The 20,231-nt window shown below is 70.9% G+C and carries 18 protein-coding genes and 2 tRNA genes; 7 read left to right on the top strand and 13 right to left on the bottom strand.

The window, feature by feature from the left end; translation table 11 throughout:
- Positions 1-77 precede the first annotated feature (77 nt).
- Positions 78-1,025: a hypothetical protein gene (locus ACWDX7_RS03830; RefSeq protein WP_451489331.1), complete on the top strand. Its 948-nt coding sequence runs from the start codon at positions 78-80 to the stop codon at positions 1,023-1,025.
- Between the two features lie 84 nt (positions 1,026-1,109).
- On the opposite strand, the gene clpX is transcribed toward ACWDX7_RS03830, so the two are convergent.
- The 5 genes from clpX to ACWDX7_RS03805 form a co-directional block, all read right to left on the bottom strand.
- On the bottom strand, positions 1,110-2,396 hold the full coding sequence (gene clpX / locus ACWDX7_RS03825) for an ATP-dependent Clp protease ATP-binding subunit ClpX (RefSeq protein ID WP_361310959.1): 1,287 nt from the start codon (positions 2,394-2,396) through the stop codon (positions 1,110-1,112).
- Positions 2,397-2,549: 153 nt separating this feature from the next.
- A complete protein-coding gene (locus ACWDX7_RS03820; protein WP_328925722.1) occupies positions 2,550-3,221 on the bottom strand; it encodes an ATP-dependent Clp protease proteolytic subunit in 672 nt (223 codons plus the stop codon).
- 68 nt (positions 3,222-3,289) lie between these two features.
- A complete protein-coding gene (locus ACWDX7_RS03815; protein ID WP_451489332.1) occupies positions 3,290-3,907 on the bottom strand; it encodes an ATP-dependent Clp protease proteolytic subunit in 618 nt (205 codons plus the stop codon).
- 307 nt (positions 3,908-4,214) lie between these two features.
- Positions 4,215-5,630, bottom strand: a complete 1,416-nt coding sequence (gene tig / locus ACWDX7_RS03810) for a trigger factor (protein WP_451489333.1) — start codon at positions 5,628-5,630, stop codon at positions 4,215-4,217.
- Between the two features lie 220 nt (positions 5,631-5,850).
- Positions 5,851-5,927 (bottom strand) — tRNA-Pro (locus ACWDX7_RS03805).
- A 166-nt stretch (positions 5,928-6,093) separates the two neighbouring features.
- On the opposite strand from ACWDX7_RS03805, the gene ACWDX7_RS03800 reads away from it, so the two are divergent.
- A tRNA-Gly gene (locus ACWDX7_RS03800) sits at positions 6,094-6,164 on the top strand.
- Between the two features lie 115 nt (positions 6,165-6,279).
- Here ACWDX7_RS03800 and ACWDX7_RS03795 read toward each other — a convergent pair.
- The 3 genes from ACWDX7_RS03795 to ACWDX7_RS03785 all read right to left on the bottom strand — a co-directional run bounded on the left by ACWDX7_RS03795 (position 6,280) and on the right by ACWDX7_RS03785 (position 8,516).
- A complete protein-coding gene (locus ACWDX7_RS03795; RefSeq protein WP_355406793.1) occupies positions 6,280-6,474 on the bottom strand; it encodes a hypothetical protein in 195 nt (64 codons plus the stop codon).
- A 198-nt stretch (positions 6,475-6,672) separates the two neighbouring features.
- On the bottom strand, positions 6,673-7,128 hold the full coding sequence (locus ACWDX7_RS03790) for an HD domain-containing protein (protein WP_451489334.1): 456 nt from the start codon (positions 7,126-7,128) through the stop codon (positions 6,673-6,675).
- Entirely contained in the window at positions 7,125-8,516 is a 1,392-nt protein-coding gene (locus tag ACWDX7_RS03785; RefSeq protein WP_451489335.1) for a pyridoxal phosphate-dependent decarboxylase family protein, read from the bottom strand. Before ACWDX7_RS03785 ends, ACWDX7_RS03790 begins: the two co-directional genes overlap by 4 nt.
- 113 nt (positions 8,517-8,629) lie before the next feature.
- Here ACWDX7_RS03785 and ACWDX7_RS03780 point away from each other — a divergent pair, with 113 nt between their 5' ends.
- Positions 8,630-9,277, top strand: a complete 648-nt coding sequence (locus tag ACWDX7_RS03780) for a DUF4232 domain-containing protein (RefSeq protein WP_451489336.1) — start codon at positions 8,630-8,632, stop codon at positions 9,275-9,277.
- 220 nt (positions 9,278-9,497) lie between these two features.
- Here the strand turns inward: ACWDX7_RS03780 and ACWDX7_RS03775 are convergent, their stop codons facing one another.
- Entirely contained in the window at positions 9,498-10,445 is a 948-nt protein-coding gene (locus ACWDX7_RS03775) for an NAD-dependent epimerase/dehydratase family protein (RefSeq protein WP_451489337.1), read from the bottom strand.
- Between the two features lie 153 nt (positions 10,446-10,598).
- Positions 10,599-11,741 (bottom strand): PP2C family protein-serine/threonine phosphatase, encoded by a 1,143-nt coding sequence (locus tag ACWDX7_RS03770; RefSeq protein WP_451489338.1) that lies wholly within the window; start codon positions 11,739-11,741, stop codon positions 10,599-10,601.
- Between the two features lie 119 nt (positions 11,742-11,860).
- Between ACWDX7_RS03770 and ACWDX7_RS03765 the strand changes: the two genes are divergently transcribed.
- On the top strand, positions 11,861-13,096 hold the full coding sequence (locus tag ACWDX7_RS03765) for a GNAT family N-acetyltransferase (protein ID WP_451489339.1): 1,236 nt from the start codon (positions 11,861-11,863) through the stop codon (positions 13,094-13,096).
- A 25-nt stretch (positions 13,097-13,121) separates the two neighbouring features.
- Here ACWDX7_RS03765 and ACWDX7_RS03760 read toward each other — a convergent pair whose 3' ends face one another.
- Both ACWDX7_RS03760 and ACWDX7_RS03755 read right to left on the bottom strand, forming a co-directional pair.
- Positions 13,122-13,928 (bottom strand): Fpg/Nei family DNA glycosylase, encoded by an 807-nt coding sequence (locus ACWDX7_RS03760; RefSeq protein ID WP_451489340.1) that lies wholly within the window; start codon positions 13,926-13,928, stop codon positions 13,122-13,124.
- Between the two features lie 74 nt (positions 13,929-14,002).
- Entirely contained in the window at positions 14,003-14,488 is a 486-nt protein-coding gene (locus ACWDX7_RS03755) for a ribose-5-phosphate isomerase (protein ID WP_451488408.1), read from the bottom strand.
- A gap of 219 nt (positions 14,489-14,707) precedes the next feature.
- Here ACWDX7_RS03755 and ACWDX7_RS03750 point away from each other — a divergent pair, with 219 nt between their 5' ends.
- Positions 14,708-16,141: an amino acid permease gene (locus ACWDX7_RS03750; RefSeq protein ID WP_451488409.1), complete on the top strand. Its 1,434-nt coding sequence runs from the start codon at positions 14,708-14,710 to the stop codon at positions 16,139-16,141.
- An 83-nt stretch (positions 16,142-16,224) separates the two neighbouring features.
- Here ACWDX7_RS03750 and ACWDX7_RS03745 read toward each other — a convergent pair whose 3' ends face one another.
- On the bottom strand, positions 16,225-16,809 hold the full coding sequence (locus ACWDX7_RS03745; protein ID WP_451488410.1) for a biotin transporter BioY: 585 nt from the start codon (positions 16,807-16,809) through the stop codon (positions 16,225-16,227).
- A gap of 306 nt (positions 16,810-17,115) precedes the next feature.
- Between ACWDX7_RS03745 and ACWDX7_RS03740 the strand changes: the two genes are divergently transcribed.
- A complete protein-coding gene (locus ACWDX7_RS03740) occupies positions 17,116-18,540 on the top strand; it encodes an amino acid permease (protein WP_451488411.1) in 1,425 nt (474 codons plus the stop codon).
- A gap of 205 nt (positions 18,541-18,745) precedes the next feature.
- The gene (locus ACWDX7_RS03735) at positions 18,746-20,146 is read left to right on the top strand and encodes an amino acid permease (RefSeq protein WP_451488412.1); all 1,401 of its coding nucleotides are present in this window, start codon (positions 18,746-18,748) and stop codon (positions 20,144-20,146) included.
- The last annotated feature ends 85 nt before the right edge of the window (positions 20,147-20,231 follow it).

The following is a 20,231-nucleotide window of genomic DNA, read 5'->3' as shown; positions in this document are numbered from 1 at the left end:
GGCCCGCCGCCCCCGGCCCCGCCTGCTTCCGTCAGGATGTGTGGAACGTATAAAGCAACCTCATGGGGGGACGCGGGATGAGCTACAACCAGCCGGGACCGTACGGACAGCAGCCGCAGCAGCCGCAGCAGCAGCCCGGACCGTACGGGCAGCAGCCCCCGCCACCGGGGCCCTACGGCCAGCCCGCACCGCAGCCCCGCTACGGATACCCGCAGCAGGGCCCGCCCGGCGTCCCTCCGCAGGGCTACCCCCAGCAGCCCGGCTACCCGCAGCAGCCCCCGCACCCGCAGTACGGCTACCAGCAGCAGCCGCCCTACGGCGGGATGCCGCCGAAGAAGTCGAAGGCCGGCATCGTCATCGCCGTGGTCGTGGCGGTCGCGGTGATCGCGGGCGGCGGCTGGTACTTCCTGCAGCAGGGTGGTACGGGCGGCGGCGGTGGCGCCGACACGAAGGGCTACAAGCTGGCCTTCCCGGAGACGGTGGACAGCTACCAGAAGAAGCCGCCCCTGCCCGGCGCACCCGACCCGAACGCGCCCTCCGCCGGCGAGCAGAAGACCAAGGCCAACGCGCTCGGAGTGCAGAACCCGCACAACGCGATGGTCCAGTACGAGATCGGCAAGGACGGCAAAGGCAAGCAGCTCAACGCCAACGGTCTCTGGGGCGACATCGCCGACCCGGAGAAGTCGGTCGACGGCTACTTCGCCAGCGTCGGCCAGCCCAACAAGGAAACCGAGGCGATCGGCCTCAAGTACGAGGTGGTCGGCACTCCCAAGCCCATCACCCCGCCCGACTTCAAGGGCAACGTACTGAAGTGCGCCGTCCTGAAGGCGACGAGCATCAAGTCCTCGCCGAAGGGCGGGAAGGACATCCTGATCCCGACCTGCGTCTGGGGTGACCACTCCACCCTGACCGCCGTCAACAACATGGATCCGCTGGCCGTCGCGGTCGGCGGGCCCAGCGCCACGCTCGAAGAGGTCGCCGCCCTGGCCGCGAAGCTCTACAACACCGGGCGCACCAAGGCCTGATCGCGTCCACGTACGCGAAAAGGGGGCGCCCCGGCCGGTCGGCCGGGGCGCCCCCTTTTTCGCGCTGTGCGTGCTGCTCTGCCGCTACGCCGACTTCTCGTGCGGGCCCTGGTCCTTGGGGACGATCCGCGGCACCAGCGTCGGGTTGACGTTGGAGCGGACCACGTCCGCGGTGATGACCACACGGGCGACGTCCTTGCGGGAGGGCACCTCGTACATCACCGACATCAGGACCTCCTCCATGATGGCGCGCAGCCCGCGCGCGCCCGTCTGGCGCAGGATCGCCTGGTCCGCGATGGCCTCCAGCGCCTCACGCTCGAAGTCCAGCTCGACACCGTCGAGTTCGAACAGCCGCTGGTACTGCTTGACCAGGGCGTTGCGCGGCTCGATGAGGATCTGGAGCAGCGCCTCGCGGTCCAGGTTGTGCACGGAGGTGATGACGGGCAGCCGGCCGATGAACTCGGGGATCATCCCGAACTTCACCAGGTCCTCCGGCATGACCTCCTGGAACTGGTTGCTCGCCTCGATCTCGCGCTTCGAGCGGATGGTCGCCGCGAAGCCGATGCCCTTGGCGCCCGCACGCGACTCGATGATCTTCTCCAGGCCGGCGAAGGCGCCGCCCACGATGAAGAGCACGTTCGTCGTGTCGATCTGGATGAACTCCTGGTGCGGGTGCTTGCGGCCGCCCTGCGGCGGGACGGAGGCCGTCGTGCCTTCCAGGATCTTCAGGAGGGCCTGCTGGACGCCCTCACCGCTCACGTCGCGCGTGATCGACGGGTTCTCGCTCTTGCGGGCCACCTTGTCGATCTCGTCGATGTAGATGATCCCCGTCTCGGCCTTCTTGACGTCGTAGTCGGCGGCCTGGATCAGCTTGAGCAGGATGTTCTCGACGTCCTCGCCGACATAGCCGGCCTCCGTCAGCGCCGTCGCGTCGGCGATGGCGAAGGGGACGTTGAGCATGCGCGCGAGGGTCTGGGCCAGCAGGGTCTTGCCCGAACCGGTCGGCCCCAGGAGCAGGATGTTCGACTTCGCGAGCTCGATCGCGTCGTCACGGCCCTGCGCGCCGCCGTTCTCACCGGCCTGGACCCGCTTGTAGTGGTTGTACACCGCTACCGAGAGCGCCTTCTTCGCCGGCTCCTGGCCGACGACGTAGCTCTCCAGGAACTCGTAGATCTCACGGGGCTTGGGGAGTTCCTCCCACCGGACCTCCGAGGTCTCCGCGAGTTCCTCTTCGATGATCTCGTTGCAGAGGTCGATGCACTCGTCGCAGATGTACACACCGGGTCCTGCGATGAGCTTCTTCACCTGCTTCTGGCTCTTCCCGCAGAACGAGCACTTGAGCAGGTCGCCGCCGTCACCGATGCGTGCCACGAGGTGCTTCCCCTTCGCCTGGGAGACGCCTGGTTCAGCGCTCCTGGTGCCTCATATCCGACGGTACCTTGCCGGGGGCCCCGATCGGGGCCCCCTTGACGTGGTTCACATCGCCGAATGCGGCAGTGCGGCCACGCCAACTGGCGGCAAGGTTCAGTGCGAGCTCTTGCGGGTGGAGACGACCTGGTCGATCAGGCCGTACGCCAGCGCGTCCTCGGCAGTGAGGATCTTGTCGCGCTCGATGTCGTCGCGGATCTTCTCGATCGGCGTCGTGGAGTGCTTGGCCAGCATCGTCTCCAGCTGGTCACGCATCCGGAGGATCTCGTTGGCCGCGATCTCCAGGTCGGAGAGCTGCTCCCGGCCGGTGCCGCCGGAGGGCTGGTGGATCAGCACGCGGGCGTTCGGCAGGGCCATGCGCTTGCCGGGGGTGCCGGCGGCGAGCAGGACCGCGGCGGCGGAGGCCGCCTGGCCCATGCAGACCGTCGAGATGTCCGGCTTCACAAACTGCATCGTGTCGTAGATCGCCGTCAGCGCGGTGAAGGAGCCGCCGGGGCTGTTGATGTAGATGGAGATGTCGCGGTCCGGGTCCATCGACTCCAGGCACAGCAGCTGCGCCATGACGTCGTTGGCGGAGGCGTCGTCGATCTGCACACCGAGGAAGATGATGCGCTCCTCGAAGAGCTTCGCGTACGGGTCGTACTCGCGCACGCCCTGCGAAGTGCGCTCGACGAAGCGCGGGATGACGTAGCGGTTGTCCACCTGCGCGCCCGTGTAGAGGCCGCTCGCGGGGGAGAGGTTGTTCATGTGCATCTGGGTGTTCACCATCCTGGTGGCGTTCTGCGGGCTGGGGCTTGCCTGGTACGGGCGGGCGTACGAGAGGTCGCGCGCCGGGATCAGGCCCCGGTGCCGCCGCCGCCCGGGACCAGGGACGCGGCGGAGATGATCTCGTCGATGAGGCCGTACTCCTTGGCCTCCTCCGCCGTGAACCAGCGGTCGCGGTCGCCGTCGCGGATGATCGCCTCCACGGTCTGGCCCGAGTGGTGAGCGGTGATCTCAGCCATGCGCTGCTTGGTGCGCAGCAGGTACTGGGCCTGGATCTTGATGTCCGAGGCGGTACCGCCGATACCGGCGGAGCCCTGGTGCATCAGGATGTCGGTGTTCGGCAGCGCGAAGCGCTTGCCCGCCGTACCGCCGGTGAGCAGGAACTGGCCCATGGAGGCCGCCATGCCCATGCCGATGGTGACCACGTCGTTCTTGATGTACTGCATGGTGTCGTAAACGGCCATACCCGCCGTCACGGAGCCACCGGGGCTGTTGATGTACAGGTAGATGTCCTTCTCCGGCTCGGCGGCCAGGAGGAGGAGCTGCGCCGTGATCTTGTTCGCGATGTCGTCGTCGACCTGCTGCCCGAGGAAGATGATGCGCTCGCCGAGCAGCCGGTTGTAGACATGGTCGCCGAGGCCGCCACCGATGGACGGCTCACCCGCGGCGTAAGGCATCAGATTCGTCACGTATCCACCTGCTCGTCTCCGACGGCCATGTGCCGTCTCAGCGTCTCGTTCTGGGGCGCGGCCCGTCCGGTGCGGACATGTCCGCCGGTGTCCGGGTACTCCCGTGCCCTCGTATTCATGGACCCTAACGCGCAGGTGGGACAACGCCATCCCGGTTCCGGAACTGTTCGCTCGGAGCGCAAGCTCGCGGGGTCCGCCGCCGGCCCGCCGGACGCCATGCCGAAGGGCCCGGACGCGGCTGCGTACGGGCCCTTCGGGGCACTGCTCGGTGGGCCTGGCCGGGCTTGGCTGGGCCCGGCCCGGGGTGTTACTTGGCCTCGTCGGCCTTGTCCTCGGCGCCGGCCTCGGTGTCACCCTCGGCGGCGGCCTCGACGACCTCGGCGGCATCGGCGGCCGCCTCGGCCTCGTCCTCGTCGTCGGAGAGGTCCACGACCTCACCCTTGGTGTCGACGACCTTGGCGGCCTCCACGACGACCGCGAGGGCCTTGCCGCGGGCGACCTCGCCGACGAGCATCGGGACCTGGCCGCCCTCGACGACCGCCTGGGCGAACTGGTCGGGGGACATGCCGGAGGACTGCGCGCGGCGCATGAGGTGCTCGGTGAGCTCCTCCTGGTTGACGCCCAGCTTCTCCTTGTTGACCAGCGCGTCGAGGACGAACTGGGTCTTGATGCCCTTGATCGCCTGCTCGGCGGTCTCGGCCTCGAACTCCTCGACCGTCTTGCCCTGGAACTCCAGGTACTTCTCGATGGTCAGACCCATCTGGCCGAGCTGGTGGTGCTCAAGGTTGTGCTTGCGGGTCTGGACCTCGTCCGCGAGGAGCTTCTCGGGGATCGGGACCTCGACCAGCTCCAGCAGCTTCTCCAGGACGCGCTCCTGGGCCTGCGTGGCCTGGTCGTACTGCTTCATGCTTTCGAGGCGCTTGCGGCTGTCCGCCTTGAGCTCCTCCAGGGTGTCGAACTCGCTCGCCATCTGCGCGAACTCGTCGTCCAGCTCCGGCAGCTCGCGGGCGGAGACCTTGGTGACCTTGACGGTGACCTCGGCTTCCTTGCCCTCGGCGGAGCCGCCCTTCAGCTGGGAGGTGAAGGTGGCCTCGCCACCGGCCTCCAGGCCCTTGACGGCCTCGTCGATGCCCTCAAGGAGCTCGCCCGAGCCGATGGTGTAGGAAACGTCGGAAGCGACGCCGTCCTCCAGCACCTCGCCCTCGACCTTGGCTTCGAGGTCGATGGTCACGACGTCGCCGTCCTCGGCCGCGCGCTCGACGTCCTTGGTGGACGCGAAGCGGCCGCGCAGCTGCTCGACCGACTTCTCGACGTCCTCGTCGGAGACCTCGATGGCGTCGACCTCGACCTCGATGCCGGAGTAGTCCGGGATCTCGATCTCGGGACGGACGTCGACCTCGGCGGTGAAGGCCAGCAGCTCGCCGTCCTTCAGCTCCGTGATGTCGACCTCGGGCTGACCCAGCGGGTTCAGGTCCGCCTCGTTGACGGCCTCGGTGTAGAACTTCGGGAGGGCGTCGTTGACGGCCTCCTCCAGCACCGCACCGCGGCCGAAGCGCTGGTCGATGACGCGGGCCGGGATCTTGCCCTTGCGGAAGCCCTTCACCGTGACCTGCTGGTTGATCTTCTTGTAGGCCGCGTCGAGGCTGTCCTTGAGCTCCTCGAAGGGCACCTCAACAGTGAGCCGAACCCGAGTCGGGTTCAGGGTCTCCACGGCGCTCTTCACGGTTCGGTCTCCTTGTGGCTGACTGCTGGGGGTTCTGCCGTCACGCTGTGATTCAGCGGTTCAGCGGACTTCGGCCCGGTACATCAGACACACGGGCACGCAGCTTGCATAGTAACCGCAAGCGGCATTCAGCCCACAACGCGATCTTGCGGCAAACCCCCGGAGCAGCCCGAACGGGCTCGAACGAGCCCGGAGGGAACCAGTAAGGAAACAGTGCTGGTGGTCGGGGTGGCCGGATTCGAACCGACGACCTTCCGCTCCCAAAGCGGACGCGCTACCAAGCTGCGCCACACCCCGTCGGTGCGACACGTAGGGTACATGCCCGGAGACCCTATGATGTGCGCAGTTCCCGAGGTCTTTGCGACGGCTCGCCCCGCGGGCACGCATGTGGTGTGCGACGGCCGGGCACGACCCGCTAGGATGCTGTCCGTGCCGGGGTCCCCAGGATCTGCGGCGCACGCTTGCGGGCGTAGCTCAATGGTAGAGCCCTAGTCTTCCAAACTAGCTACGCGGGTTCGATTCCCGTCGCCCGCTCTGATGTAAGTACTGAAGGGCCAGGTCGGAGGAGTTTCCTCCGACCTGGCCCTCAGTCGTTCCCGGGACCCGGCCTCGACGAGGCCGCCCGGGCGGAGATTCCGAGAAACGGCGCCTAGAGCTTGATGTTCGAGATCATGGTCGCGAGGGAGTTCAGGAATCGGTTCACGTCGTCCGCGATCGAGCTGGATGCCAGGAAGAAGCCGAAGAGGGCCGCGACGATGGCGGGTCCTGCCTTGAGGTGGTTGCCACGGATCAGCACCACCAGGATGATCGCCAACAGAACCACCACTGACAGCGAAATGGCCACTACTGATCACACCTTCGGTCGTCCCCTGGTCGGCCCGGGGCGCACGGCCACGCACACCCCCACAGGCCATCCTCCCACCAACAGGCCCCGGCTACCCGCTCCGTGACCAATCAACGTCGTTCCGTTTCCGCCAACCACCATGTGCGCTGGGCATATTTCGGACCCGGGACGGGCGCCGGACGGGCGCCTCGGCGGGGGTCATGGAGCGGTGAGGCCCAGCAGGGAGCGGACATGGGCGTACTTCGCGGTCAGCCGTTCGCGGGTGGGAGCGTCCAGTACGGCGAGCCGTGCGGGATCGGCGTTGTGCGCCAGGTCGGCCTCCTTGACCAGCAGGGCGCCCGGGGTGGCGAGGATGCGGGCGGCGTACTCCTCCACCGGCTCGCCCGGGCGCTTGGTGACCGCGAGGACCATGTCCTTCACCGACCGCGGGAGGGCGGCCGAATCCAGCCAGGCGAGGCTGAGGGCGTCGTCCTCCACCGCGTCGTGGAGCCAGGCCGCCGCCTGCTGTTCGGGGCTGCCGCCGCGGAGGCGGACACCCTCGGCCACGGCCGCGAGGTGCTCCGCGTACGGCCGGCCGGCCTTGTCCGTCTGGCCCTCGTGCGCGGCGCGGGCGAGGGCCTCCACCTCCAGCAGAGTCAGCGGTTGCCCGTTCACGCGATCCCCTTCGCTGCCGTACGGAGGGCCCCGGCGGCCCGGCGTACATCCGCCTGCGTGGTACGCCAGTTGGAGAACGCCGCGCGCAGGGCCGGAGTTCCCGCGTAGACGGTGGGTGTGACGAAGACCTCGGCGGACGCGGCCTCGCGCAGGGCGCTCAGGCGGGCCGGGGTGGGGTCGCAGGCGAGGGTGAAGCAGACGACGTTGAGCCGGACCGGGGCGAGGAGACGGAACTCGGGCCCTTGGGACAGCTGTTCGCCCAGGGCGTGGGCGCAGGCGATGTCGCGCTCCACGATCTCCCGGTGGCCCTGGCGGCCGTACGCGCGGAGCGTGAACCAGGCGGCGAGGGCGCGCAGGCGGTGGGAGTTCTCCGGGGTGAGGTGGACGAGGTCGGGGTGGTCGCCGAGGGGGCCCAGGTAGGCGGCGGAGTTCTGGAACACGCGGGCCTGGAGGTCGCGGCGGCGGGTGAACTGGACGGCGCTGTCGTAGGGAACGTTGAGCCATTTGTGCAGGTCGACGCAGAGTGAGTCGGAGGCGTCGAGTCCGGCGGCGAGGTGGGCGTGGGCCGGGGAGAGCGCGGCGAAGGCGCCGAACGCGGCATCGGTGTGCAGCCAGAAGTCGTGGCGCCGTTTGAGGGCGTCGATGGCGCGGAGGTCGTCGAAGTCGACCGTGTTGACGGTGCCGGCGTTGGCGACGACGACCGCGGGTCCGGGCGTGTCGGCGAGCGCGCGGTCGAGGGCGGCGGGGTCGACGGCCTCCCGGCCGGGGAGGGTCGGGATTTGGACGAGGGAGCTCCGGCCGAGGCCGAGGATGGACAGGGCCTTGCCGATGGAGGAGTGCGGGGCGCCGGAGAGGACGCGGACGGGGCCCAGAGCCGCCGCGCCGTCCTCGGCCGGTGAGACGCCGAGTCGTTCGCCGAGCCATTCGCGGGCGATGGCGAGGCCGGTGGTGTTGGACAGGGTGGCGCCGCTGACGAAGGTGCCGGTGTGGGCGGAGGAAAGGCCGAAGAGCTCGCGGAGCCAGCCGACGGTTTCCCGTTCGAGGTCTTGTCCCCCGCCGTCGAGAGCGGAGTTGGAGTTCTGGTCGTGGACGGCGGTGAGCCAGTCGCCGGCGAGGGCGGCGGGGGTGGCTCCGCCGGTGACGAAGCCGAGGTAGCGGGGTCCGGGGGAAGCGGACAGCCGCGGAGCCCAGCGGTCCTGGAAGGCGGCGAGGGCGTGTTCCGCGCCGGCTGCCGTCTCGGGCAGGGGCTGGGGGTCGTACGGGGCTGTTGCGGCGGGCGGTACGACGGGGCGCGCGTCCAGGGTCGCGAGCGCGTCGGCGGCGGCGCGGCGGGTGGCGTCGAGGAGGTCGGGGAGCCGGGCGAGGTCGGCGGCCAGGGTGCGGTCCATGGGAGCACGGTAGACGGCGGGGTGGTGGGGCGGGCGGGGCGGGGCGGGGCGGGCCAACGGGGGCGCGCAGTGGCCCGTTTCCGGTCGCTGCGGGGGCGTCGTAGGGTCGGGGAATGATCGTCAGGGGGTGGGCGCGGGGCGGGGCACTGGCCGGGGTACTGGTGGGGCTCCTTTCGGGGGCGCTGACGGGGTGCGACACGCCGCCGGCGCCGAGGGCCGCGCCGGGGCCGGCCCCGGCGCCGGTGGTGACGCCGGCGGTGCCGGACGTGATGCCGGAGCCGGAGCAGAGCTCCGCCACGGGGGCCAGGAAGCAGCCGTCCGCGGAAGCCTGCCCCGAGGGCGGGGTGCGGCTGAGCGAGGGCGGCGGTGACGCCGCGATGGGACTGCGCGTGGAGAGCGTCCGCCTGGTCAACTGCGGCGCGCAGCCGTACGTCGTGGACGGCTACGCGGAGATCCGCCTGCTGACCGGGGAGCGGGCCCGGATCGACGTGACGGTCGCGCACGGCTCGGCGGACATCACCTCGTCCCTGCCGAGCGTGGACGGGCCCCCGGGCCGGGTGGCTCTGGCGCCGGGCGAGGCGGCGTCGCTGACGCTGGTGTGGCGCATGGGGGTCACCGGCGGCAGCGCCGGGGAGGGTTGGGTACTGGCTGTCTCGCCCCGCCCCGGCGCGCCATGGCTGACCTTGCGTCTGACGCGGCCCGTGGACGTCGGGCCCGGCGGGAAGCTGGGCCTCGGCCCGTGGCGGTCGACGACCGGCTGACGGCGTGGTTGACGGCGTGACGGACGCCTGCGGCGTGCGTCTCCGGCCGCGCCGAGCACCTTGCCGGCCCCGCCGCATGCGGCTCCGGCTGCCCTGACGGCGCTGCCGGGCCCGGCCCCGTACACCCTCGGCCGCCGCCCGGCCGCCCCGTAACGCGCGCCCCGGCCGGGATGCCGCTGGCGGCGTCCTGGTCCCGTACGCGCGGGCGGGGCGGCGGGGCTCAGGGGCCGGGGGTTGGGTTCCGGGCGGTCAGGAGCTGCCGGTACCACGGGGCGTAGCGGGGGAAGCGGCCGGGGAAGCCGGGGCCCGGGTCGCAGGCCAGGTCTCTCCACAGCGGGTCGCTGTCGAACCAGTGGTCGGTGGTCACCATGTCCAGGTCGTGCGGGGAGCGGCCGCGGGCCTCCAGGAAGGCGCTGGCCTCCCGGTACGTCAGGTCGGTCCGCGGCCAGGGGACCGCCGCGGTGGCGGCAACGGCCCGCAGCACGGCGCTCCACGGCTCGGGCCGCGGATGGTTGGCGTGGTAGACGGACGCGGTGAACCGTTCGGCCGGCGCGAGGCCGGCGGTGACGATGGCCCGCGCGAGGTCCTCGGCGGCGACGGCCGACGTACGGGCGCTCCAGCCCTCCACGGTGCCGGGCAGGGCCGCGGCCATCCGGAGCATTGCGGGGACCACCCGGGTGTCGTCCACTCCGTAGACGAGGTGGGGGCGAAGGACGATGCCCCCGGCCGCCAGGACGCTGTCCTCGGCGGCGGCCCGGGTCCGCGAGGGGTCGGAGAGCGGGGCGCGGGCGAGGTCCTCGGGCCGGGCCTGCCGGAAGACGCCACGGCCGTAGACGGCGGCGGTGCTGAGGTAGACGATGCGGGAGACACCGCTGCGGCGGGCGTCGTCGACCAGTGCCCGGGTGCCGCGGGCGTTGACGGCCTCGCACAGGACGCGGGAGCCGCCGATCTGTGATGCGCAGTGCAGCAGGACGTCCGCGCCGTCGCACACCCCGCGCAGGCTGTCGGGGTCGCGGAGGTCCGCGGAGACGATCTCGGTGCCGTGGGGGGTGGCGGGGGGCTCGGTGCGGTGCGCGACCAGCCGCAGCGGCAGGCGCCGGCGCTGCGCGTCGCGAACGACGTGGCGGCCGATGAAGCCGGTGGCGCCGGTGATGACGACTTTGGGCACGGGCACTCCCTTCCGGACAGCACATCCGCGTGGCACAACGGAATGACACATCACAGTGACAGCTCGCAGTGACAGCTCGGAGTTCACCACAGCACAGGGTCGTCCGCGGGCGGAGCCCGCGCCGCCGAGTTGCCCAAGTCGGGGGTACGCCGCTCAGGCGGAGCGGCGGATCAGCAGCAGGGCGCGGTCGTCGTTGACGTCCTTGGCGACCTTTTCGATCAGGTGCCAGGCCGCGCCGTCCCAGCCGGCGGCGACGTAGCGGTCGGCCTCGCCCGTGAGGCGGTCGATGCCCTCGCTGATGTCGCGGTCGGCCGTCTCGACCAGGCCGTCCGTGAACAGCATGAGGACGTCGCCGCGGCGAAGCTTCCCGCGGGCGGCCAGGAATTCGGCGCCGTCGTAGACGCCGAGCAGCGGACCGTCGCCGGACTTCTCCTGCCAGCGGCCAGTGCCCGCGGAGAGCTGGAGGGCGGGGAGGTGACCGGCGGAGAGCAGCTCGTAGGCGCCGGTCTCCAGGTCCAGGACGAGGTGGATGGAGGTGGCGAAGCCTTCGTCCCAGTCCTGGCGCAGGAGGTAGCCGTTGGCGGCGGCCAGGAAGCCGTGCGGCGGGAGCGCGCCGAGCAGTCCGCCGAAGGCGCCGGACAGCAGCAGCGCCCGGGAGCCCGCTTCCATGCCCTTGCCGGAGACGTCGGTCAGGACGATCTCCAGGGTCCGGCCGCCGTTGGTGCGCGCCGCGACCACGAAGTCGCCGGAGAAGGACTGCCCGCCGGCGGGGCGCAGGGCCATCTCGTGGTGCCAGCCGCGCGGCAGGGCGGGCAGCTTGCTCTGGACCCGGATCCGTTCGCGCAGGTCGAAGAGCATGGTGCCGCCGCGCCGCCAGGGGACGCCGACCCGGCTGCGGAACTGCGCGATGACCAGCCCGAAGAACCCGCAGGCGGCGACCACGAGGATGTTGCCGGGGGTGACTCGGGCCGGGCCCAAGGTGTACGGCCCCAGGACCAGCGCCTCGACGATCAGCGCGGTCGCGGCGGCCGCGTACAGGGCGAGCAGACTGGCGGGGCGCAGCAGCAGCCCTCCGGCCACGATCGGCAGGACGAGCGCCGAGGGCGAGAACCAGACGGGCAGGACGAGCGTGCCGCAGGCGATGGCCGGCACGGTCAGCAGCAGTCCGAGGAAGGCGAGCCAGTCGGAGGCGTCGCCGCGGAAGTAGTCGACGGCGGATTTGCGCAGGTTGGTGCGCGCCCGGTGCGACGTCATGCGCATCCGGGCCATGACGGTGTCCACGCGTGCTCCGGCCATTGCTTGGGGACCTTATCCATCCTGGCTGTGCGCGCGCAGGGGTACCCCCGGACGAGGCGGTGCCCTCGGGTCCGGAAACGGCTTCGACTGCGACGGAATGCCCTGATAGGGATGGTCATATGACCCTTGAGACGCGTGTATTGCAGGCTGATGAGTGGGATGTCTGGTACGACCAGCTGGAACTGGCATTCGGTGGTGTGCCCGACTCGCCGCAGGAGCGGCGGCTGTACAAGTCGCTGACGGAGACGAAACGTTCACTCGGGGTCTGGGACGGTGAGACCTGCGTCGGTTCGGCCGGAGCCTTCAGCTTCCGCCTCTCGGTGCCGGGCGGCGCGCTCGTACCGACGGCCGGTGTCACGATGGTGGGCGTCTCCCCCACGCACCGCCGGCGCGGGGTGCTCACCTCCCTGATGCGCCGGCAGCTGGACGACGTCCGGGCGGGTGGCGAGCCGCTCGCCGTGCTGACGGCTTCCGAACCGGCGATCTACGGGCGCTTCGGCTACGGCACCGCGACGTACTGCCTGGCCGTGGACATCGACACGACCCGCGTACGCCTCACCGTGCCGCCGGGGACGGACGCGGTACGGCTCCGCCTCGCCGACCCGGAGCAGGCGCTGGCCGCGTGCGAGCGGGTCTACGCCGCCCTGGTCCCCGGGCGCCCCGGCATGCCGGCCCGGCAGCCGGGCTGGGAGCGGCAGCCGCTGCTGGATCCGCCCGCGATGCGCGCCGGCGGGTCCGCGCTGAAGTGCGTGGTCGCCGAGCGGGAGGACGGCGAGGTGGTGGGCTACGCCCGTTACCGGGTCAAGCCCGACTGGGACCGGGCCGGTTCGGACGGCAAGGTCGAGGTCGCCGACCTCGACGCCCTCGACCCGGCGGCCTACGCGGCGCTGTGGCGCTACCTCTTCGGGATAGACCTGACCTGGACCGTACGGGCGCACCGGCGGCCGGTGGACGACCCGCTGCTGCACCTGGTCAGCGATGTGCGGCGCTCGCAGCCGCGCCACGCGGACTCGCTGCACCTGCGGCTGGTGGACCTGCCGGCTGCGCTGGAGGCGCGTACGTACGGGGCTCCGGCGGACCTCGTCCTCGAAGTCGAGGACGCCTTCTGCCCGTGGAACGAGGGGCGTTGGCAGCTGGTCGCCGACGCGAAGGGCGCGGCGGCCTGCACCCGGACCGCGGAGCCTGCGGACCTGGAGCTGTCGGTCCGCGAGCTCGGATCCGCCTACCTCGGCGGGGTCACGCTCACCTCGCTGGCGGCGGCCGGCCGGGTGCGCGAGCGGCGCCCGGGCGCACTGGCCGAGGCTTCGCGCGCCTTCGCGGGCGATGTGGCCCCCTGGCTGCCGCACGGCTTCTAGGCCGTCACCGAGGACCAGGAGCGCCCTAGCGTGCCTGGCAGGTCGGGCACCAGAAGAGGTTGCGGGCGGCGAGGCCGGCGGTGCGGATCTCGCCGCCGCAGATGTGGCAGGGCATGTGGGCCCTGCGGTAGACGTACACCTCGCCGCCGTGGTCGTCCACCCGCGGCGGGCGGCCCATCGCCTCGGGCAGGTGCTCGTCGCGGACGGTGTCGATCCGGTTGTTCCGTACGCCCTCGCGCATCAGGGCGGCCAGGTCCAGCCACATGGCGTCCCACTCCGCGCGGCGGAGGTCCCTGCCCGGGCGGTACGGGTCGATCCCGTGCCGGAAGAGGACCTCGGCGCGGTACACGTTGCCGACACCCGCGACGATCTTCTGGTCCATGAGGAGTGCGGCGATGCTGGTGCGGGAGCGGGAGATCCGGGCCCAGGCACGCTCCGGGTCGTCGGCGGGGCGTAGCGGGTCCGGGCCGAGCCGCTCGTGTATCGCCTTCTTCTCCCCCTCGCCGATCAGCGCGCAGGCGGTGGGGCCGCGCAGGTCGGCGTAGTGCTCCGCGTTGCGCAGGCGCAGCCGGACCGTGTCCGTGGCGGGCGGCGCGGGGGCGGGCCCGAAGCCGAGCTTGCCGAAGAGCCCGAGATGGATGTGGATCCAGGCGTCGCCCAGCTCCAGGAAGAGGTGCTTGCCGTGTGCCTCGGCGCCCTCCAGCTCGCGCCCGTCGAGCAGGGCCGCGCTCTCGGCGAACCGGCCCTGCGGGCTGCTCACCCGCACCCGCCGGCCCGCGAAGCGTTCGGCGTGGTCCTGGGCGAGACGGTGGATCGTATGCCCCTCGGGCACGGCGGGACTCCTCGGCGGTGGACAAGAGAAACGGCCGTGCTCCCGGGAGCCCCGGGAGCACGGCCGAAGCGGAATCAGCCCTGCGGGTGGTGGGCCGGGATCGGGGGGAGCTCGCCGGTCCGCTCGTACGCCGACAGCATGTCGATGCGGCGCGTGTGGCGCTCCTCGCCGGAGTACGGGGTCGCCAGGAAGGCCTCGACGAAGCTGACGGCCTCGTCCTGGGTGTGCATCCGGCCGCCGACCGAGATCACGTTGGCGTTGTTGTGCTCACGGCCGAGCTGGGCGGTCTCGACGCTCCAGGCCAGAACGGCACGGATGCCCTTGACCTTGTTGGCGGCGATCTGCTCCCCGTTGCCGGAGCCGCCGATCACGATGCCGAGGCTGTCGGCGTCCGCGGCGGTCTTCTCCGCGGCCCGCAGGCAGAACGGCGGGTAGTCGTCCACCGCGTCGTAGATGTGGGGCCCACAGTCGACGGGCTCGTGGCCGTTGTTCTTGAGCCAGTCCACGAGGTGGTTCTTGAGCTCAAAACCGGCATGGTCGGATCCGAGGTACACGCGCATGGGACGAGTGTGGCACGAGCGGAGCCGCCGCCCCGCAGCGGGTGTCGCGTAAATCACTTCCAAAGCTCAAGTAAACCCAAAGAAGGCAGATGGGACACGGTGAGGCGCGGTCGGGCCCGGTTCACGCCCCGGCAACGATCCGGATTGAGGTCTTCCGTCCTGCGTTCATCTCAGGTTTGAATGCCCGGGCTCGCAACCCGAGAACCTAAGGATCCGTCCATGAGCTCCACGACGACCCTTCAGAAGACAGGCGGCTCCCCCGGTGAACCCGGTGGTGTCCCGTCCTCAGACGGTCTGAAGGCCGGTCTCAAGAACCGCCATCTGTCCATGATCGCCATCGGCGGTGTCATCGGCGCCGGACTCTTCGTCGGCTCCAGCGGCGGCATCGCCAAGGCGGGACCCGCCATCCTGGTCTCCTACGCGCTGGTCGGCGCGATGGTGGTCTTCGTCATGCGGATGCTGGGCGAGATGGCCGCCGCCAGCCCGAATTCCGGTTCCTTCTCCGCATACGCCGACCGGGCGCTGGGCCGCTGGGCCGGCTTCTCCATCGGCTGGCTGTACTGGTTCTTCTGGGTCGTCGTCCTGGCCGTCGAGGCCACGGCCGGCGCCGTCATCCTCGAAGGCTGGATACCGGCCGTCCCGCAGTGGGCCTGGGCCCTGATCGTCATGGTCGTGCTGACCGTCACGAACCTCGCCTCCGTTTCCTCCTACGGCGAGTTCGAGTTCTGGTTCGCGGGCATCAAGGTCGTCGCGATCGGCGCCTTCGTGGTCATCGGCCTGCTGGCCGTATTCGGAGTGCTGCCGGGCTCCGACAACCCGGGCGCCGGCTTCGCGCACCTGACCGACTCGGGCGGCTTCCTCCCGAACGGCGCGGGCGCCATCCTCACCGGTGTGCTGATGGTCGTCTTCTCCTTCATGGGCAGCGAGATCGTCACCCTGGCGGCCGGCGAGTCCGAGGACCCGCGCCGCGCCGTCACGAAGGCCACCAACTCGGTGATCTGGCGCATCGGCGTCTTCTACCTGGGCTCCATCTTCGTCGTCCTCACGCTGCTGCCGTGGAATGACGCGTCGATCGTCGAGAAGGGCTCGTACGTCGCCGCCCTGGACTCGATCGGCATCGCCCACGCGGGCCAGATCATGAACGTGATCGTCCTGACGGCCGTGCTGTCCTGCCTGAACTCGGGCCTGTACACCGCGTCGCGCATGGCCTTCTCGCTGGGCGAGCGCGGTGACGCGCCGAAGTCCTTCGCCAAGGTCAACAAGAAGGGTGTGCCGACCGCCGCCATCCTGGGCTCCGTGGTCTTCGGCTTCGCCGCCGTCTACTTCAACTACGCCTTCAAGGACACGGTCTTCAACTTCCTGCTGAACTCCTCGGGCGCGGTCGCGCTCTTCGTGTGGCTGGTCATCTGCCTGACCCAGCTGCGGATGCGCGGGATCCTGCTGCGCGAGGCGCCGGAGAAGCTGACCGTGAAGATGTGGCTCTTCCCGTACCTGACGTGGGCCACCGCGGCGATGATCGTCTTCGTCCTGGGCTACATGGTCTACGACGACGCCAACCGCCAGGTCGTGCTGCTGTCGCTGCTGGTGGCGGCCGTGGTCCTGACCATCGGCGTGGTGCGCGACCTGCGTCGCAAGGCCGCGGCCCGCGCGTAGGAACAAGGAACACAGCACCGAGAACACAGCAGCCCCGGACCGCCTCGCGGTCCGGGGCTGCTGTACACGGCGGGAGCGGAGCGTCAGCCCCGGCGGCCGAGCAGCTTCCAGGCGGCCGGCAGCGCGCCCATGGCCAGGGCGGCCTTGAGCGCGTCGCCGATCAGGAACGGGGTCAGGCCGGCCGCGACGGCGGCGCCGAGGGACATCCCGGTGGCGGCCATCAGGTAGGGCACGCCGACCGCGTAGATGACGGCGGAGCCGAGCACCATCGTGCCCGCCGTACGCAGGACCGAGCGGTCGGCGCCCCGCCGAGCGAGGGCGCCGACGAGGGTGGCGGCGAGCAGCATGCCGAGCACGTAGCCGAAGGAGGCGCCGCCCGCTCCGGAGGTGCCGTTCGCGAACCACGGCACTCCGGCCGCGCCCACGAGGGCGTACACGGCCAGTGCGAGGAAGCCGCGGCGGGCGCCGAGGGCCGTGCCCACCAGCAGCGCGGCGAAGGTCTGGCCGGTGACCGGGACCGGGGAGCCGGGGACGGGCACGGCGATCTGCGCGGCCAGGCCGGTGAGTGCGGCTCCGCCGGCGACGAGCGCGATGTCGCGGACGCGGCTCGCGGGCAGCAGGTCGGCGAGGACGATGCCGGGCCGGAAGGAGACGGAAGCAGTGCTCATCGGGGCTCCGCGAGGTGGTGGGGACAGGACGGTCCGGGCCGGGAAACGGCCGGGACACCGTGACGTTAGTCCGCGGTCCGGAGCCGCCCCACCGCCACCCGGGACAAAGCCGTACTCCCCGGTTTGGTGGAGACCGCACAAATACGGCGGCCCCCACCCGAGTTGACGTGATCCGCGTCACGGCAAGATCGGAGAGCGAGACCGTTTTGCACGCGGGCCCGCCGCTCGGTGAGACTGTAGGGTCCCGCCAATCCGACCTGCGGAGCCTCACCACCGCTTGGCCGAACGAGAGTACGAGCACCCCTCATGCGCGACCGCCTGTCCGAAGCACCACCCACGACGGCCGATCTCCCCGCGGAACCCCTGAGCCACGGGCTCAAGCAGCGCCACCTGACCATGCTGGGCCTCGGCGGTGTGATCGGCGCCGGGCTCTTCGTCGGCTCGGGCGCCGGCATCACCCTCGCCGGTCCCGCGATCGTCTACTCGTACCTGCTCGCCGGTTTCCTCGCGATGCTCGTGATGCGGATGCTCGGCGAGATGTCGGCCGCCATGCCCGCCTCCGGCTCCTTCTCGGTGCACGCGGAGCGGGCGCTCGGGCGCTGGGCCGGCTTCTCCGTCGGCTGGCTGTACTGGTTCCTGCTGGTCGTGGTGCTCGCCGTGGAGGCGACCGGCGCGGCGAAGATCGCGAACGGCTGGGTCCCCGCGGTGGACCAGTGGATGTGGGTGCTGATCTTCATGGTGGTCTTCACCGTGAGCAATCTGGCGGCCGTGCGGAACTTCGGTGAGTTCGAGTTCTGGTTCGCGGCCCTCAAGGTCGGCGCGATCGTGCTCTTCCTCATCCTCGCCAGCCTCGCGGTCTTCGGCCTCCTCCCCGACACCGAGCCCGTCGGCATGGCCAATCTGACCGGCCAGGGCGGCTTCGCCCCCAACGGCGTGGGCGGGGTGATCGCCGGCATGCTGGCCGTCGTCTTCGCCTTCGGCGGCCTGGAGGTAGTCACCATCGCGGCCGCCGAGTCCGACGACCCGGCCCGGTCGGTGGCCCGCGCGGTGCGCAGCGCCGTGTGGCGCATCCTCTTCTTCTACGTCGGCTCGATGCTGGTCATCGTGACCCTGCTGCCGTGGGACTCGATGGAGCCAGGGATGAGCCCGTACGTCGCGGTCCTCGACTCGATCGGCATCCCGGCGGCCGGTCAGATCATGAACGTCGTGGTCTTCGTGGCGCTGCTGTCGGCCCTCAACGCCAATCTGTACGGGTCCTCCCGCATGGTGTTCTCGCTGGCCGAGCGGGGCGAGGCGCCGAAGGCGCTGCTGGCGGTGTCGCCGGGCGGGGTGCCGCGCCGGGCGGTGTTCGCCTCGGTCGCCTTCGGCTTCGTATCGGTGGTGCTGAACCTGCTGTGGCCGGACACGGTCTTCCTCTACATGCTCAACGCGGTCGGCGCGGTACTGCTGTTCGTGTGGGCGCTGATCGCCGTCTCGCAGCTGAAGCTGCGCGGCCGCATCGAGCGGGAGATGCCGGAGAGGCTGACGCTGCGGATGTGGTGCTTCCCGTATCTGACGTGGGTGGCGCTGCTGGGCATGGCGGTGGTGCTGGTGCTGATGCTGTTCGACGACGCGGCCCGGTCGCAGCTGCTGTGGTCGACGGGCGCGGCCGCCGTGGTCCTGGTGGTGGCCGGGGTACGGGAGCTCCGGGCGCGCCGGCCCCGGCCGGACCGCGTGACAGCTAAAAGCTGACACCCGTCACACCCGGGACCCGACACCCGGCACCCGACACCTGCCATCTGACGTCTGACGTCTGACCCCCCAACACTCGCGGAACGGCCCGGGACCTGTCCCGGGCCGTTCCGGTTCTGCGGGCGGACGATCACGGGAGGTGAAGCGACCGTCCGGATGACGGACAGCCGATGTCCGATAACCGGACGATCGGCAGACTGCCCGCATGAGTCAGAGCACCCTCACGCCCCCCGAGCAGAAGCCCGAAGCCGGATCCCCCCTCGGCAACGGGCTCAAGCAGCGCCACCTCTCGATGATCGCCCTCGGCGGCGTCATCGGCGCCGGCCTCTTCGTCGGCTCCGGAGCCGGCATCGCCGCCGCCGGGCCCTCGATCGTGCTGGCGTACGCCGCGTCCGGGCTGCTCGTGATGTTCGTGATGCGGATGCTCGGCGAGATGTCCGCCGCCAACCCCGCCTCCGGCTCCTTCTCGGTGCACGCGGAACGGGCGGTCGGCCCCTGGGCGGGCTTCACGGCCGGCTGGATGTTCTGGACGCTGCTGTGCGTCGGAGTCGCCATCGAGGCCATCGGCGCCGCGCACATCATGACGGGCTGGTTCCCGGGCACGCCGGACTGGATGTGGGTCCTGGTCTTCATGGCGGTGTTCTGCGGGTCGAACCTGGCGGCGGTCTCCCACTTCGGCGAGTTCGAGTTCTGGTTCTCCGCCCTCAAGATCACCGCCATCGGGCTCTTCCTGGTCCTCGGCGTACTGGCCGTCCTGGGTCTGCTGCCCGGCACCGGCTCCCCCGGCACCGCCAACCTGCTCCACGACGGCGGCTTCCTGCCCAACGGGGTCGACGGCCTGCTCGTCGGACTGCTGGCCTCGGTCGTCGCGTACGGCGGGCTGGAGACGGTGACCATCGCCGCCGCCGAGTCCGCCGACCCCGTCCGGGGCGTGGCCAGGGCCGTGCGGACCACCATGTGGCGGATCGCGATCGTCTACGTGGGCTCCATGCTGGTCATCGTGACCCTGCTGCCGTGGAACGACCCGGCCGTCACGGCCGACGGCCCCTACGCCGCGACCCTGGACCACCTGGGCATCCCCGCCGCCGGCGAGATCATGAACGTGGTCATCCTGATCGCCCTGCTGTCCGCGATGAACGCGAACATCTACGGCTCCTCGCGCATGGCCTATTCCCTCGTCTCCCGCGGCCAGGGCCCCAAGGCGCTGGCCAAGGTCACCGGCCGGGTGCCGCGACGGGCGGTGCTCGCCTCCTCCGGCTTCGGTTTCGTCACCGTCCTGCTGTCCTACTGGTACCCGGACACCCTCTTCGCCTGGCTGCTGAACATGGTCGGCGGGGTCATCCTCGTCGTCTGGGGCTTCATCGCCGTCTCGCAGCTCGTGCTGCGCCGCCGGCTGGAGCGGGAGGCCCCCGGCAAGCTGGTCGTGCGCATGTGGTGCTTCCCGTACCTGACGTGGGTGGCACTCGCCGGCGTGGCGGCGGTCCTGGTGCTGATGGCCCTGGACGGGGACACCCGGGTGCAGGTGGTCTTCACCGGCGGTCTGACCGTGGCCCTCGCGGTGGCCGGGTACCTGATGCAGCGGCGCCGGGCCGCGGCCGGCGCCTGACCCCCACGCATCCTCCAAGGCGGACCTCGCGCACCGGCGCGGGGTCCGCCTTTCGCATGAACCCTCCTCGCCGCCGGGACGGAGG

This window comes from Streptomyces sp. NPDC003034 (assembly GCF_053591375.1).
This window is presented reverse-complemented; position numbering and strand designations above follow the sequence as displayed.